Raw genomic sequence first — 14,439 nt, 5'->3', positions numbered from 1 at the left:
TGATGACCGCAACCCTCGTCGCCAAAGACCTCGCCGCCGGCCACGGCGACCGCACCCTGTTCGCCGGCCTTGAACTGGTCGTCGCCCCCGGCGACGTCATCGGCCTGGTGGGCGCCAACGGAGCGGGGAAGTCCACCCTCCTGCGGCTGCTCGCGGGCCTGGACACCCCGGAGGGCGGCGAGCTGCGGCTCTCGCCGCCGACCGCCGCGGTGGGCCATCTGCCGCAGGAACCCGACCGCCGCCCCGGCGAGAGCATCCGGGCGTTCCTGGCCCGCCGCACCGGCGTCGCCGAGGCGCAGCGCGTCATGGACGAGGCCACCCAGGCCCTGGTCGACGGCGCCCCCGGTGCCGACGACGCCTACGCCGAGAGCCTGGAGCGCTGGCTCGCACTCGGCGGCGCCGACCTGGACGAGCGGGCCGACGAGGTCACGGATTCGCTCGGCCTCGCCGTCGGCCTCGACCAGCCGATGACCTCGCTCTCCGGAGGCCAGGCCGCCCGCGCGGGACTCGCCTCGCTGCTCCTGTCCCGCTACGACGTGTTCCTCCTGGACGAGCCGACCAACGACCTGGACCTCGCGGGTCTGGAACGCCTGGAGAGCTTCGTGCGCGGCCTGCGCGCGGGCACCGTCGTGGTCAGCCACGACCGCGAGTTCCTCACCCGCACAGTCACCAAGGTCCTCGAACTCGACCTGGCCCAGCAGCAGATCAACCTCTACGGCGGCGGCTACGACGCCTACCTGGAGGAGCGGGAAGTGGCCCGCCGCCACGCCCGCGACGACTACGAGGAGTACGAGGGCAAGAAGTCGGCGCTCCAGGGCCGCGCCCAGATGCAGCGTTCCTGGGCGGACAAGGGCGTCAAGAACGCCCGCCGCAAGGCCGCCAAGGGCGGCGACAACGACAAGATCGGCCGGAACTTCCGCAGCGACACCAGCGAGAAGCAGGCCGCCAAGGCCCGCCAGACCCAGCGCATGATCGAGCGCCTCGACGTGGTCGAGGAGCCCCGCAAGGAGTGGGAGCTGCGCATGGAGATCGCGGCGGCACCGCGCTCAGGATCGGTCGTCGCGTCCCTGCGCGAGGCGGAGGTGCGCCGCGGTGCCTTCACGCTCGGCCCCGTCACCCTGCAGATCGACTGGGCGGACCGGGTCGCGATCACCGGCGCCAACGGCTCGGGCAAGTCGACGCTGCTCGGCGCCCTGCTCGGCCGGGTCCCGCTGGACGCGGGCCACGCGGCGCTCGGCTCGGGCGTCCTGGTCGGCGAGGTCGACCAGGCCCGCGCGCTCTTCCACGGCGAGGAGTCGCTGCTCGACGCGTTCTGCGCGGCCGTGCCCGACACCGAGCCCGCCGAGGTCCGCACGCTGCTCGCCAAGTTCGGCCTGAAGGCGGAGCACGTGCTGCGCTCCGCCGCCACGCTCTCACCGGGCGAGCGCACCCGCGCGGCGCTCGCGCTGCTCCAGGGCAGGGGCGTCAACCTGCTCGTCCTCGACGAGCCGACGAACCATCTCGACCTGCCCGCCATCGAACAGCTGGAGGCGGCCCTCGACTCCTACGAGGGCACGCTGCTCCTGGTCACGCACGACCGCAGGATGCTCGACGCGGTGCGGGTGACGCGGCGCGTCGAGGTCGCGGAGGGCAAGGTGACGGAGCTGTCACTGTGACGTGACCGCGCTGCCCCCTCGCCCTCGTCCGGACTCCCGGTGCCTCAGCGGCGCTTGGGATCGACGAGCCCTGCCTTGCGCAGCGCCTCGGCCATCGCGTCGTTCGCCGGCGGCGGGCCCTGGCGCTGCGGCTTCTGACCGCCGCGCTGGCCCCCGCCGCGCTGACCGCCACCACGCTGTCCGCCGCCGCGCTGGCCCTGGCCCTGGCCCTGTCCTTGGCCCTGACCCTGCTGTCCCTGCTGGCGCTGCTGCGGCGGACGGCCGCCCCGCTTGGGGCGTGCGTCGCCCTCGGGGGCCGCCTCGTCGTCCAGGCGCAGCGTCAGCGAGATCCGCTTGCGCGGAATGTCGATGTCCATCACCTTGACCTTGACGATGTCGCCGGGCTTGACGACGTCGCGCGGGTCCTTGACGAACGTCTTGGACATCGCCGAGACGTGTACGAGACCGTCCTGGTGCACGCCCACGTCCACGAAGGCACCGAAGGCGGCCACGTTCGTGACGACCCCTTCGAGCACCATCCCCGCGGCCAGGTCCGAGATCTTCTCGACGCCGTCCTTGAAGGTCGCCGTCTTGAAGGCGGGTCGCGGGTCGCGGCCGGGCTTCTCCAGCTCCTTGAGGATGTCCGTCACCGTCGGCAGACCGAAGACGTCGTCCACGAAGTCGTCGGGCCGCAGCGAGCGCAGCGCCGCCGCGTCACCGATCAGCGAGGCGACCTCGCCGCCCGACGACTTCACCATCTTGCGCACCACGGGATACGCCTCAGGGTGCACGCTGGAGGCGTCGAGCGGGTCGTCGCCGCCGCGGATGCGGAGGAAGCCCGCGCACTGCTCGTACGCCTTGGGGCCGAGCCGCGCCACGTCCTTGAGGCCCTTGCGGCTCGTGAACGGGCCGTTGGCGTCGCGGTGCGCCACGATGTTCTCCGAGAGGCCCGCGCCGATGCCGGAGACCCGGGCGAGCAGCGGGGCGGACGCCGTGTTCACGTCCACGCCGACGCCGTTCACACAGTCCTCGACGACCGCGTCGAGGGAGCGCGACAGCTTCACCTCGGAGAGGTCGTGCTGGTACTGCCCGACGCCGATCGACTTCGGGTCGATCTTCACCAGCTCGGCGAGCGGGTCCTGGAGGCGGCGCGCGATGGAGACCGCGCCGCGCAGCGACACGTCCATGTCCGGCAGCTCCTGCGAGGCGAACGCGGAGGCCGAGTACACCGAGGCGCCCGCCTCGGACACCATCACCTTCGTGAGCTTCAACTCCGGGTGCTTGGTGATCAGTTCACCGGCGAGCTTGTCCGTCTCGCGCGACGCGGTGCCGTTGCCGATGGCGATCAGGTCGACCGCATGCTCGGCGGCGAGCCGCGCGAGCTTGGCGATCGCCTCGTCCCACTTGTTCGCGGGCACGTGCGGGTGGATCACGTCCGTCGCGACGACCTTGCCGGTGGCGTCCACGACGGCGACCTTCACGCCGGTACGGAAACCGGGGTCGAGCCCCAGCGTCGCGCGCGTGCCCGCGGGCGCCGCGAGCAGCAGGTCGCGCAGGTTCGACGCGAAGACCCGCACCGCCTCGTCCTCGGCGCCCGTCCGCAGCCGAAGGCGCAGGTCGATGCCGAGGTGCACGAGGATCCGGGTCCGCCACGACCAGCGCACCGTGTCCTTGAGCCACTTGTCGCCGGGGCGGCCGCGGTCGGCCACGCCGAAGCGGTGGGCCACGATCCCCTCGTACGACGAAGGGGTACCGGGCTCGGCGGCCTCCTCGGGCTCCAGGACCAGGTCGAGGACCTCCTCCTTCTCGCCGCGCAGCATCGCGAGGACGCGGTGCGAGGGAAGCTCGGTGAAGGGCTCGGCGAAGTCGAAGTAGTCGGCGAACTTGGCGCCCGCCTCCTCCTTGCCTTCGCGGACCTTCGCGGCGAGGCGGCCGCGCACCCACATCCGTTCGCGCAGCTCGCCGATGAGGTCGGCGTCCTCGGAGAACCGCTCGGCGAGGATCGCGCGGGCGCCGTCCAGGGCGGCCTGCGCGTCCGCGACGCCCTTGTCGGCGTCCACGAACGCGGCGGCCGCGGCCACCGGCTCCACGCCCGGGTCGCCGAGCAGCCCGTCGGCCAGCGGCTCGAGTCCCGCCTCGCGGGCGATCTGTGCCTTGGTGCGCCGCTTCGGCTTGAACGGCAGGTAGATGTCCTCCAGGCGCGCCTTGGTGTCCGCCTCGCGGATCCGCGCCTCCAGTTCGTCGGTGAGCTTGCCCTGCTCACGGACCGAGTCGAGGATCGCGGCGCGCCGCTCCTCCAGCTCGCGCAGATACCGCAGCCGCTCCTCGAGCGTGCGCAGCTGCGCGTCGTCGAGCATCTCGGTCGCTTCCTTGCGGTAGCGCGCGATGAAGGGCACCGTGGAGCCGCCGTCGAGCAGGTCGACGGCGGCCTTCACCTGCCGCTCCCGTACGCCGAGTTCTTCGGCGATCCTGCTTTCGATGGACGCTGGAGTGGACGTCGTCAAAGCTGCCACGTTCCGGTACCGCCTTCTCACAGAGGTTGCCGGGCAATTGTGGCAGGTGGCGCCGACAACGCATGATCAGACCCGGCTGATCAGGCCCGGCGCGCCCGCCCTCCTCGGCCGCCACGTCCCGCGGAACCGGAGGCTCCGCCGAACAGCCGGGCCAGCGCCCGGAAGGGCAGGGTGACGACCGTGGCGATGGCGCCCGCGATCTGGCGCAGAACATCCGCGATGGCACGGAACATGTGTGTTCCCCTTTCGTCTCCCGGTCCGGCCGGGGTGGCGCGGCCGGGTGACGGGCGGGTACCTCGGTGGGCGACGGCCATGCCCCGCCGGTGCGCTTCGGCGCTCAGGCCTTGCCGAGCATGTCCGCGGGGAACGCCCCGGCCTGCAGCGCCGTCCCGATGAACGCCGTGCCGAGCTCGGTGAGGCGCTCCACGCCCGCCTCGCCCAGGTGCTCGTAGGGCGCCCGGTCCAGGCGGTCCGTCTCCGCCTCGATGTGCCGACGCAACTCCACGCCCGACTCGGTCAACTCGCCCTCGCCGTCGATGAGTCCGCGGTCACGGAGCCTCTCGGTCGCCGCTTCCCACTCCTCCTGGTTCCAGCCGCGCGTCGCGAAGTTCCACTTCGGCGTCATGCCCTTGCCGGTCGCGGTGTGACTCACCAGCGCCTCGATGCCGTCGAGTTCGGCGCCGAGCAGCGCGCTGACGTGCCCGTCGCCGCGGTGCTCGCGCAGCAGCGTCGCCGCGTGCCAGTACGCCAGGTGCGGCGCGTCGGGCACCGGCAGGTCGGCGTGGGCGGAGTAGAGCGGGCGCGCGGAGCGCGAGCAGGCCTCGGTGGCGCGCAGCGCGAGCCCGGCGGCCTCGGCCATCTCGGGCGAGGAGACGACCTCGTCGCCGAGGAGCCTGCGCAGTGTCGTGTCGACGCCACGCGCGCGTGCCGCGAGGACGTCCTCGGGCGAGGCCGTGCGCCACACCGCGGGCAGGTGCTCGGCGACGAGCGCGTGCTTGTAGTTGTAGAAGGCTGCGGTCACCACTCCGGCGCCGACGGGGCCAAGCGCGGCCGCCCGCACGGCGAAGTTGACCGCGCTGGGGTGGGTGATGCCGAGCCCGGCGAGCTCCCGCGACACGTCGGGGGAGAAGTAGTGCGTCGAGTGGAGCCCGTTCAGCACGTTGTGACAGCGGCGTCCGGCGCGCGGGGGCAGCGCGGCGTGCGTGGGGGAGGTCGTCGAAGAGGTCATGGGAGCACGGTACCTACTGGTTGGTATGTCGGTCAGGGTGCTGCCGTCGATGGCAGGAAAAGTGGGGAACTCGTCATTGCGGCCATCCGTGCCCCCGTCAAGAATCGGGGTCATGGAGCAGCGAACCGTCCTGGTCGTCCTCTTCGAAGGCGTCCAGAGTCTTGATGTCACCGGCCCCGTGGAGGTCTTCGCGGGTGCGGCCCACGCCATCGGCGACCCCGACGGCGCGTACCGCCTCCACACCGCCTCGCTGGACGGCGGCCCGGTGCGCACCTCCGGCGGGCTCACGCTGCTGCCTGACTCCTCGCTCGCGGACGCCCCCGCCCCGCACACGCTGCTCGTGCCGGGCGGCCAGGGCACCCGCCCCGAGGACCGCGGGCTGATCGACTGGCTGCGCGAGCACGGCCCGCGCGCCGAGCGCCTGGTGTCGGTCTGCACCGGCGCCATCAGGCTCGCCGAGGCGGGCCTCCTGGAAGGGCGCAGGGTGACCACGCACTGGGCGTACTGCGACCAGCTCGCCAAGGACTTCCCCGGCATCGAGGTCGACCCGGACCCCATCTACGTACGCGATGGCCACGTGGCGACGTCCGCGGGGGTCACCGCGGGCATCGATCTCGCCCTGGCCCTGGTCGAGGAGGACCTGGGCAGACAGGCGGCGCTCACCATCGCCCGCTATCTGGTCGTCTTCCTGCGCCGACCGGGAAACCAGGCGCAGTTCAGCGCCCAGCTCGCCGCGCAGACCGCACGGCGCGAACCGCTGCGCGAGGTCCAGCAGTGGATCACCGAGCACCCGGACGACGACCTCTCGGTCGACGCGCTCGCCGTCCGCGCCCGCCTCTCGCCCCGCCACTTCGCCCGTGCCTTCCAGGCGGAGACCGGCATGACACCCGGCAAGTACGTCGAGCGGGTCCGCATCGAGCACGCGCGCCGCCTCCTGGAAGACACCGCCGACGGGGTGGAGGAGGTCTCGCGCGCCTGTGGATACGGCACTCCGGAGGCGATGCGCCGCTCCTTCGTCAAGACGCTCGGTGCCTCGCCCGCCGAGTACCGGCGCCGTTTCCACCGCACACCGCACGTCACATCCACCACTCACCGATAGGGACACCATGCAGATCGCCATCGCCCTGTACGAGCGCTTCACCGTCCTGGACGCGATCGGTCCTTACCAGACCCTCAGCAGCCTGCCCGGCGCCGAGACCGTCTTCGTGGCCGCGCAGGCGGGCCCGGTGCGCGACGACAGCGGCAACCTCGCGCTCGTCGCCGACAAGTCGTTCGACGAGGTCAGGCGGCCCGACATCGTGGTCGTGCCCGGCGGACCCGGGCAGAGCGACCAGATGGAGAACGCGCCGCTCCTGGACTGGCTGCGCGCCGTGGACCCCACCACGACCTGGACGACGTCGGTGTGCACGGGCTCCCTGGCGCTCGCCGCGGCCGGACTGCTCAAGGGCCGCCGCGCCACCTCGCACTGGCTGGCCCTGACCGAGCTGGAGCGGCTCGGCGTCGAGTCGACGGGGGAGCGGGTGGTCTTCGACGGCAAGTACGTCACCGGGGCCGGTGTCTCGGCGGGCATCGACATGGGGCTCACCCTGGCGGGGAAGATCGCGGGCGACGAGCACGCGCAGACCGTGCAGCTGCTCACCGAGTACGACCCGCAGCCGCCCTACGACGCCGGGTCTCCGGAGAAGGCGCCCGCGCACATCGTGGCCAAGTTCCGCGACGGAAGCCGCTTCGACCAGTAAGGGCCGGAGCAGGGGGGAGTTCAGTCGGCGGCCGGGCTCCACGTGAAGCGCGGCCGCCTGCGCTCCAGGAAGGCGGCGACACCCTCGGCGGTGTCGTCGCTGCCGCGCGCCTGCTCCGCCCAGTACGCGTCCCGGTCCGCGCGGCCCGCCGCGAACTCCTTCGCCGCCGCCTGGGTGAGCTGGGAGCGCGCGGCGAGGACCCGGGTGAACTCCGCGACCCGCTTGTCGAGTTCGTCCGCGGGCAGCACCTCGTCCACCAGGCCGGTGCGCAGGGCCCGCTCGGTGTCGATCAACTCGCCCGAGAAGAGCAGGTACTTGGCGGTGGCGGGCCCCACGAGCGACACCAGGCGCCGGGTGGTCGACGCCGGGTACACGATGCCGAGCTTCGCCGGGGTGACCCCGAAGGAGGCGTCATCGGCCGCGAACCTCAGGTCGCACGCCGCGGCCAGCTGGCAGCCGCCGCCCACGCAGTAGCCCCGCACCACGGCGAGCGTCGGCTTGGGGAAGGCCGCCAGGGCCTCCTCGGCCCGCACCGCGAGGTCCTGGGCGGACCCGGCCGACTCCCGGAGCGAGGAGATGTCGGCGCCCGCGCAGAAGGTGTCGCCCGCCCCGGTGAGCACGACCGCGCGTACGGCGGGGTCGGCGGCGAGCCCCGCGAAGAGCGGCGGCACCTGGCCCCACATCCGCGTGGTCATGGCATTGCGCTTGGCCGGGTGATCGATGACGACGGTGGCGACGCCGTCCGTGACGGTGTGCCTCAGCTGCGGCTCCATGCGCCGGATGCTATCCGCACCCCTCGAACGTACGATCAAGAAGGGGGCGGTCCGCAAGACCGTACGGGACGGAGACGCTGATGGCCCGATCCAAGGACGCCGGTGCCCCCCGGCAGGAGACCGGCTCGCCCGCGGCCAAGGGCGCCCGGCTCAGCCGCAGCTTCGGCTGGCTGGCGCTGCTCGGCGCGATCCTGGCGGTGGCCGGACTCGTCGGCCTCGTCTACACCGGCCTCGCCACGCTCACCTCGATGCTCCTGTTCGGCTGGCTGCTGCTGATCGGCGGCTTCGTCGGCCTGCTGCACGCCGTTCAGTCGCGCGGCAGCAACTTCTTCTGGCTGGGCGTCGTCGTCGCGGCGCTGAACCTCGCGGCGGGCGTCGTCGTCATCCGCAGGCCCGAGGTGGCCGCGGAGGCGCTGACCATGTTCGCGGCGCTGCTCTTCCTCACCGGCGGAGTGTTCCGCCTCGTCGGCAGCCTGGTGGTGCGCGGCCCGCAGTTCGGCTGGACGCTGGTGCAGGGCGCCTTCGGCCTGCTGCTCGGCATCCTGGTGCTCGGCGGGTGGCCCAGCGACAGCCAGTACGTGATCGGCTGCTTCTTCTCCCTCTCGCTGCTCTTCGACGGCCTCGGCCTGATCGCCACGGGCGTCGGCGGGCGCCGCATCGTCAGCCTCGTACAACCTGAAGAAAGCTTGAAGCCGGAAGAGGAAGGACAGGATCAGTCGCACAGCTGACGGGGTCAAGCGCCGACGGTCAAATCGCGTCGATAGTCGCTGACTTCTGGTCAGTAGCGGGGTCCGGACCTGAGCATTCCCAACACTCGATGTGTGGTGACAATCGAGCGCAAGGGCGGCGACCGGACGATGGAGAACGACGGGAGGGGGTCCTGCCTACCTCCCAGGGGGGAGGGAACGGTCCCGTACGAGGGTGTCTGGCGCTTCACCGCCCCCGCAGTCGACGCCTCCGTGCCCCAGGCGCGGCACGCCGTGCGGGATCTGCTCGCCAGGCAGGGAGTACCCGCGTCCGACGACCTCATTCATGGCCTGCTGGTCATCGTCTCCGAACTGGTCACCAACGCGGTGCGGCATGCGGCTCTGCTCTCGCCGATGCTCGCCGTGGAAGTGGCGGTCGGCGCCGAATGGGTGCGGGTCTCCGTGGAGGACAACCACCCCTACCGCCCGACGGCCCTGGTGGCGGACCACGGCCAGACGGGCGGGCGGGGGCTGCTGCTCGTCCGCGAGATCACGGCGGAGGCGGGCGGCGCCTGCGACGTCGAGCACACGGCGAGCGGGGGCAAGGTCATCTGGGCGGCCCTGCCCCTGAAGCCCGACGAGGATTAGCGCGGGATGGTGGCTACCAGCCCGCTGAGGGGCCGGTCAGCTCCTTGATCGCGGGGCGCGCGGCGTCGAGGACGGTCATGAACCAGGCGGAGAACGGGCCCTGCGCGTGCCGGGCCGCGAGCTCCTCCGCGGTCACGAACGCGGTCTCGCCGACCTCGGAGGGGTCGGGGCGCAGCGGCGACTGGACCATGCCGACGAAGAGGTGGTTGAACTCCTGCTCCACCAGGCCCGAGTCCGGGTCCGGGTGGTTGTAGCGCACCGTGCCCGCCTCGGCGAGCAGCGAGGGCGAGACCCCCAGCTCCTCGTACGTACGCCGGGCGGCCGCGGCGAACGGCGCCTCGCCGGGGTACGGGTGCCCGCAGCAGGTGTTCGACCAGACGCCGGGGGAGTGGTACTTGCCGAGCGCGCGCTGCTGCAGGAGCAGCCGCCCCTGTTCGTCGAAGAGGAAAACGGAGAACGCCCGGTGCAGCTGCCCGGGCGCCTGATGCGCGGAGAGTTTCTCCGCTGTGCCGATCGTCCTGCCGTCCTCGTCGACGAGTTCGAGCAAGATCGCTTCTCCGGTGCCGTTCGACGAGCTGTTCGTCGCGGTGGCAGGTGTGATCGGCATACCCATCCTTCGCTTCGGTCTTCGAGCCTCAAGTCTGCCGTACGTTTCGGACACTCCCGGCACTCCCGGGGCCCGCATGTCCGCCGTGCGAGGGCACGGCGGACATGCGGAGGGCGTCAGGAACGCCTGCGCCCGGGGCGTGTCAGACGCCGAAAGCGGCCGGATAACTGATGGTGCCCCGCGGTACGCACGAGGAATCGTCCGGACCGTTCAGGACGAGCGCCATCATGGCCTCGTCGGGCACCTCGAACCCTGGCCGGATTCCGTACCCGGAAGCGGGGCTGAAACCGAACCTCGGGTAGTACTCGGGATGCCCGAGCACGAGGACGAGACGCTCCCCACGCGCGCGTGCCGCGTCGAGCACCGCGCGGATGACGGCCGAACCGGCCCCCGTCCGCTGGTACTTCGGCAGGACGGCGCAGGGGGCGAGGGCGAGGGCGGGTGCCCCGTCCACCCGGCAGCGGGTGATCAGCGCGTGTGCCGCGACCTCGCCGTCCGGCGCCTGCGCGACGTACGACAGGCCGGGCAGCCAGGCATCGGCGTCCCCGCGCAGCGCGTCGACCAGGTCGGCCTCGTCCTCGGTGTCGAAGGCGGCGGCGTTCACGGCGTGCACGGCGGCGACGTCGGAGCCGGTCTCGGGCCGACAGGGCCACGCGTCCACGGGACGCAGGACGTAGCCCGCGTAGCCGAACTCCGTTCCGTGCTCGCGCCGCATCGCGATCTCCTCGCGCGTGGCGGCGAGCGCCTCGGCCATGCCCGGAGCCGCCGGTTCCGCGGCGTCCGCGCGGGCGGCCAGCGGCCCGTAGTACTCGTCCCAGTCGGACTCGGGCTGCGCGTGCACGCCGAGCACGGAGTAACCGGCGCCGGTGGCGGCCCGGAGGTTCTCCTCGCCCGTACGCAGCGGGTAGTGCTGGTCCCAGAACGCGCGCGCGGCGGCGGAAGGACCGGCGGTCGTCCACTCGCACTCGGTGACGACGAGTGCCCCACCGGGGGCGAGCAGTCGGCGCCAGGCGCGCAGGGCGGTGTCGAAGCCGATGTTGTAGACCGAGCTCTCCGCCCAGATGAGGTCGAACGAACCGTCCGGATGGGGGAGTTCGGTCATGTCGGCGTTGACGGCGGTGATCGATCCGGCGAGCCCGCGCGCCTTGGCGGACGCGCGGAGCTCGTCGAGGAACGGCTCGTGCAGATCGACGGCGGTCACCTCGGCGCCGGTCTCGGCGGCGAGCAGGAGCGCGGCGCGGCCCGGGCCGCAGCCCAGGTCGAGCACGCGCGGACGCTCGGGCAGTGCCCCCACGAGGGAGAGCAGCTGCCGGGTTGTGGCGTCGGAGCCCGGGCCCTGCCGCGGCAGACCGTGGTGCAGGGCGAAGAAGGCGTCGTGGATGCTGGAAGTGTTGTCAGACAACGGGAAATCCTTGAGTGAAGGACGCGCCGACCCGACGTACGACTGGCGTACGAAGGTCAGACGTGCGCCCGGAAGGTGGGGATGCACGTGTCGCCGCGCAGAGCAGCGCAAGCCACGACAGTCATCAACCCACCTCCTAGGAACTCAAGAACTCTGGCCACTGTAACACCGTCCGTGACGGAGCCGCGCGGCTATCCGTCGGCGAAGCTGTTCTCCGCCACGACCTGCCGCACCCCGTTCGCGTCGTTCTGCAGGCGCTTGATCTGCATCACCACCGTGTTCTCCTCGGTCGTCCTGAAGCAGTAGGACTGGCCGATCTCGATGGTGGCCGACGTCATCTCCGTGTCGGAGACGCGCTTGCGGCACTCCTCCACCGTCGGTTTGCCGTGCGTGGTGATGACGGCCATCGTCGCGCCGTTCATCGCCGCGAGGGTGTCCCGGTCGCTCCCGGCGACCTGCACGTCCGAGCCCGAGACCCGTGCGTCGGCGTGCGCCCACGGGCTGTCCAGGTCGTAGGGCTGGGCGGGCACGTTGAGGAAGAACTCGGTGCCGGACTTCCAGGGCTGTGCGGGCTTGGCGGCCCGGTGCTCGGGCGATGTCGTCGGCGGTGCGGTGGTCGGGCCGGGATCGCCGCCGCTGTCGGAGAGCTTGACGCCGATGACGGCCGCTGCCACCGCCCCGAGAGCGCCGATGACGGCGGCGGCCATCTGCCAGAACGGCCGCGGGCGGCCTACGAAATCGGGATCGTGCGCAGGCCGCGGCGGACCGGGCGGGGCAGGAGGTTGTGGATGTGACACTGCTTTCCCCCGGAGCAAGTGCGTTTGTGAACTCTCCGTCGACTGTCCCACAAGAGCACAGGGGCGTGAAGGGAATTCCGGACTGTCAGGGGGCGCACGGAGGTGCGTCGACGGGGCCCCTCAGCGGCAGGGGTCCGACGACGGAGTCCGTCAGTGGCAGAGCTTCGCCTCGTGCTCCGCGTGGCCGCTCGGCTCCAGCTGGAAGGTGCAGTGCTCCAGGTCGAAGTGGTCGCCGAGGCAGCCCTGCAGTTCGTGCAGCATCTTCTCGTGGCCGATCGCGTCGAGCGCGTCGGAGCTGACGACCACGTGCGCGGAGAGCACGGGCATGCCCGAGGTGATCGTCCAGGCGTGCAGGTCGTGGACGTCCTCGACGCCGGGCAGGTCGAGCATGTGGGCCCGCACCTCACCCATGTCGACGTCCTTGGGCGCCGATTCGAGCAGGACGTTCAGGGTCTCCTTGAGCAGCTTCACCGTGCGCGGGACGATCATGACGCCGATGACGAGCGAGGCGATCGGGTCGGCGGCCTGCCAGCCGGTGAGCATGATGACGCTCGCCGCGATGATCACCGTCAGCGAGCCCAGGGTGTCCGCGAGGACCTCCAGGAAGGCGCCGCGCACATTGAGGCTGTCCTTCTGGCCGCGCATGAGCAGCGACAGCGAGATCATGTTCGCCACGAGCCCGAAGACGCCGAAGAAGACGGCGAGTCCGCCCTCCGTCTGCGCGGGCGTGATGAACCGCTCGACCGCCTCGTAGAGCACGTAGCCGCCGACGCCGAGCAGCAGCAGACAGTTGGCGAGCGCGGCGAGGATCTCGGCGCGCGCGTAGCCGAAGGTGCGGTTCGCGGTGGGCGGTCTGTTCGCGAAGTGAATCGCGAGCAGGGCCATGCCGAGCCCGAGCGCGTCCGTCGCCATGTGCGCCGAGTCCGCGATGAGCGCGAGCGAGTCGGCCATGATGCCGCCGATGATCTGGGCGAACATCACGATGATCGTGATGGTGAGTGCTATGCGCAGCCGCCCCTTGTAGGCGTTGGCCGCCGTGCCCGTGGTCGGTGCCCCGTGTGTGTGTCCGTGATCGTGCCCAGCCCCCATGGAGCCGCCCTCCCGCAGTCGGTCATCGGTCTGCTCTTCGCTGGTCGCGCGAGAGCAGTGAACTACGGGTGGGGGGTATCGCGCAACGCGGCACTGAACACCGTTGTCATCTGCCCTGACCTGCGAAAATGGCAATGATTGCCGGTAGTGGAAGGGGTGCAGGTCAGGGCTCCGCGACGATCACACGCGAGGGGCTCCCGGGTGGTGCAGACACCATCCCGCCCACGCCGAATCGACCATCTCGCGCACCCCGCGCCGGGCGGCCCAGCCCAGTTCGCGCGCGGCGAGCGAGGCGTCGGCGACGGCGCGCGGGGCGTCCCCGGCGCGCATCGGCTCCACCACGGCGGGGCGGCGGTCGCCGCTCACCTCGCCGATGAGGGTGACCAGTTCGCGTACGGAAACACCCTCGCCCCTGCCGATGTTCACCGTCAGATCGCCCCCGTCGGCGCTCGCGAGCCGACGGGCCGCCGCCAGATGGGCCTCCGCGAGGTCGGACACGTGGATGTAGTCCCGCACGCAGGTGCCGTCCGGGGTCGGATGGGTGTCGCCGAAGATCCGCGGCGCCTCGTCGCGGGTCAGCCGGTCGAAGACCATCGGGATCACGTTGTAGACACCGGTGTCCGCGAGCTCGGGGCTCGCCGAGCCCGCCACGTTGAAGTAGCGCAGGCACACGGTCGCCATGCCGTGCGCCCGCCCGGCCGCCCGCACCAGCCACTCACCGGCGAGCTTCGTCTCGCCGTACGGGCTCACCGGAACGCACGGGGTGTCCTCGGAGACCAGGTCCACGTCCGGCGGGTTGCCGTACACCGCGGCCGACGAGGAGAACACGAACCGCCGCACACCGGCCTCGGCCGCCGCTTCGAGCAGCGTCGTCAGGCCGCCCAGGTTCTCCCGGTAGTAGCGCAGCGGCTGCTCCACGGACTCCCCGACCTGCTTGCGGGCGGCCAGGTGCACGATGCCCGTCACGTCGTGTTCGGCGAAGACCCGGCGCAGCAGCTCCGCGTCGAGCGATGAGCCCTTGATGAGCGGGACGTCCCCCGGCAGCCGCCGCGGCACCCCCGAGGAAATGTCGTCGAGTACGACGACGTCCTCCCCGGCAGCGGCCATCACCCGCGCCACATGTGCCCCGATATATCCTGCTCCGCCTGTGATCAGCCATGTCATGGGCGCCCACCCTAAGCGAACGGTATGCGGGCAAGACGGACGCGGTTTGTGGGGGCGGCCCCCCATCGACCATGATGATCGCGAACGCCGAGGCCCTGGCAGGTCGCGTTGATCGGGCCGTGAACGGGTGGTGAATTCCCGCTCCCCAGCATCCGATAG

General features: G+C 71.7%; 14 protein-coding genes. 5 read left to right on the top strand and 9 right to left on the bottom strand.

Going from position 1 to position 14,439, the window contains the following annotated elements; genetic code table 11:
- The first annotated feature begins 2 nt into the window (after window positions 1-2).
- Window positions 3-1,655: an ABC-F family ATP-binding cassette domain-containing protein gene (locus CP970_RS04410; protein WP_055545736.1), complete on the top strand. Its 1,653-nt coding sequence runs from the start codon at window positions 3-5 to the stop codon at window positions 1,653-1,655.
- A gap of 44 nt (window positions 1,656-1,699) precedes the next feature.
- Here CP970_RS04410 and CP970_RS04405 read toward each other — a convergent pair whose 3' ends face one another.
- From CP970_RS04405 to CP970_RS04400, 3 genes are all read right to left on the bottom strand, one after another.
- Window positions 1,700-4,147: a Tex family protein gene (locus CP970_RS04405; protein WP_107098886.1), complete on the bottom strand. Its 2,448-nt coding sequence runs from the start codon at window positions 4,145-4,147 to the stop codon at window positions 1,700-1,702.
- 80 nt (window positions 4,148-4,227) lie between these two features.
- A complete protein-coding gene (locus CP970_RS44010) occupies window positions 4,228-4,380 on the bottom strand; it encodes an LPFR motif small protein (RefSeq protein WP_169801217.1) in 153 nt (50 codons plus the stop codon).
- A 104-nt stretch (window positions 4,381-4,484) separates the two neighbouring features.
- Window positions 4,485-5,375: an SCO6745 family protein gene (locus CP970_RS04400; protein WP_055545740.1), complete on the bottom strand. Its 891-nt coding sequence runs from the start codon at window positions 5,373-5,375 to the stop codon at window positions 4,485-4,487.
- Between the two features lie 112 nt (window positions 5,376-5,487).
- Here CP970_RS04400 and CP970_RS04395 point away from each other — a divergent pair, with 112 nt between their 5' ends.
- Together CP970_RS04395 and CP970_RS04390 are read left to right on the top strand one after the other, a co-directional pair.
- The gene (locus tag CP970_RS04395) at window positions 5,488-6,474 is read left to right on the top strand and encodes a GlxA family transcriptional regulator (RefSeq protein ID WP_055545742.1); all 987 of its coding nucleotides are present in this window, start codon (window positions 5,488-5,490) and stop codon (window positions 6,472-6,474) included.
- A 7-nt stretch (window positions 6,475-6,481) separates the two neighbouring features.
- Window positions 6,482-7,114 (top strand): DJ-1/PfpI family protein, encoded by a 633-nt coding sequence (locus CP970_RS04390; protein ID WP_055545744.1) that lies wholly within the window; start codon window positions 6,482-6,484, stop codon window positions 7,112-7,114.
- Window positions 7,115-7,134: 20 nt separating this feature from the next.
- Here CP970_RS04390 and CP970_RS04385 read toward each other — a convergent pair whose 3' ends face one another.
- Window positions 7,135-7,887: an enoyl-CoA hydratase/isomerase family protein gene (locus tag CP970_RS04385; protein WP_055545746.1), complete on the bottom strand. Its 753-nt coding sequence runs from the start codon at window positions 7,885-7,887 to the stop codon at window positions 7,135-7,137.
- Window positions 7,888-7,967: 80 nt separating this feature from the next.
- Here CP970_RS04385 and CP970_RS04380 point away from each other — a divergent pair, with 80 nt between their 5' ends.
- Window positions 7,968-8,615, top strand: a complete 648-nt coding sequence (locus CP970_RS04380; protein ID WP_055545748.1) for an HdeD family acid-resistance protein — start codon at window positions 7,968-7,970, stop codon at window positions 8,613-8,615.
- A 129-nt stretch (window positions 8,616-8,744) separates the two neighbouring features.
- Window positions 8,745-9,221, top strand: coding sequence for an ATP-binding protein (locus CP970_RS04375; protein ID WP_055545822.1), 477 nt, complete (start codon window positions 8,745-8,747; stop codon window positions 9,219-9,221).
- Between the two features lie 13 nt (window positions 9,222-9,234).
- Here the strand turns inward: CP970_RS04375 and idi are convergent, their stop codons facing one another.
- The 5 genes from idi to galE form a co-directional block, all read right to left on the bottom strand.
- The gene (idi, locus tag CP970_RS04370) at window positions 9,235-9,828 is read right to left on the bottom strand and encodes an isopentenyl-diphosphate Delta-isomerase (protein ID WP_055545750.1); all 594 of its coding nucleotides are present in this window, start codon (window positions 9,826-9,828) and stop codon (window positions 9,235-9,237) included.
- Window positions 9,829-9,970: 142 nt separating this feature from the next.
- Window positions 9,971-11,230 (bottom strand): bifunctional class I SAM-dependent methyltransferase/N-acetyltransferase, encoded by a 1,260-nt coding sequence (locus CP970_RS04365; protein WP_055545753.1) that lies wholly within the window; start codon window positions 11,228-11,230, stop codon window positions 9,971-9,973.
- A gap of 191 nt (window positions 11,231-11,421) precedes the next feature.
- Window positions 11,422-11,937, bottom strand: a complete 516-nt coding sequence (locus CP970_RS04360; RefSeq protein ID WP_055545754.1) for a hypothetical protein — start codon at window positions 11,935-11,937, stop codon at window positions 11,422-11,424.
- Between the two features lie 240 nt (window positions 11,938-12,177).
- Window positions 12,178-13,116, bottom strand: coding sequence for a cation diffusion facilitator family transporter (locus tag CP970_RS04355; RefSeq protein ID WP_055545756.1), 939 nt, complete (start codon window positions 13,114-13,116; stop codon window positions 12,178-12,180).
- 180 nt (window positions 13,117-13,296) lie between these two features.
- Window positions 13,297-14,280 (bottom strand): UDP-glucose 4-epimerase GalE, encoded by a 984-nt coding sequence (gene galE / locus CP970_RS04350; protein WP_055545758.1) that lies wholly within the window; start codon window positions 14,278-14,280, stop codon window positions 13,297-13,299.
- Window positions 14,281-14,439: the final 159 nt, after the last annotated feature.

Origin of the sequence: Streptomyces kanamyceticus (genome assembly GCF_008704495.1) — a bacterium.
GTDB lineage: Bacteria > Actinomycetota > Actinomycetes > Streptomycetales > Streptomycetaceae > Streptomyces > Streptomyces kanamyceticus.
The sequence above is the reverse complement of the archived record's forward strand: the minus strand, read 5'-3'. Positions and strand labels throughout refer to the sequence as shown.

Bases quoted from the DNA above. Each gene is read 5' to 3' on its own strand.
- CP970_RS04390 (WP_055545744.1), top strand. From the start codon at position 6,482: ATGCAGATCGCCATCGCCCTGTACGAGCGCTTCACCGTCCTGGACGCG.
- galE (WP_055545758.1), bottom strand. From the start codon at position 14,280: ATGACATGGCTGATCACAGGCGGAGCAGGATATATCGGGGCACATGTG.
- CP970_RS04400 (WP_055545740.1), bottom strand. From the start codon at position 5,375: ATGACCTCTTCGACGACCTCCCCCACGCACGCCGCGCTGCCCCCGCGC.
- CP970_RS04380 (WP_055545748.1), top strand. From the start codon at position 7,968: ATGGCCCGATCCAAGGACGCCGGTGCCCCCCGGCAGGAGACCGGCTCG.
- CP970_RS04410 (WP_055545736.1), top strand. From the start codon at position 3: ATGACCGCAACCCTCGTCGCCAAAGACCTCGCCGCCGGCCACGGCGAC.
- CP970_RS04355 (WP_055545756.1), bottom strand. From the start codon at position 13,116: ATGGGGGCTGGGCACGATCACGGACACACACACGGGGCACCGACCACG.
- idi (WP_055545750.1), bottom strand. From the start codon at position 9,828: ATGCCGATCACACCTGCCACCGCGACGAACAGCTCGTCGAACGGCACC.
- CP970_RS04395 (WP_055545742.1), top strand. From the start codon at position 5,488: ATGGAGCAGCGAACCGTCCTGGTCGTCCTCTTCGAAGGCGTCCAGAGT.
- CP970_RS04360 (WP_055545754.1), bottom strand. From the start codon at position 11,937: ATGGCCGCCGCCGTCATCGGCGCTCTCGGGGCGGTGGCAGCGGCCGTC.
- CP970_RS04385 (WP_055545746.1), bottom strand. From the start codon at position 7,887: ATGGAGCCGCAGCTGAGGCACACCGTCACGGACGGCGTCGCCACCGTC.
- CP970_RS44010 (WP_169801217.1), bottom strand. From the start codon at position 4,380: ATGTTCCGTGCCATCGCGGATGTTCTGCGCCAGATCGCGGGCGCCATC.
- CP970_RS04375 (WP_055545822.1), top strand. From the start codon at position 8,745: ATGGAGAACGACGGGAGGGGGTCCTGCCTACCTCCCAGGGGGGAGGGA.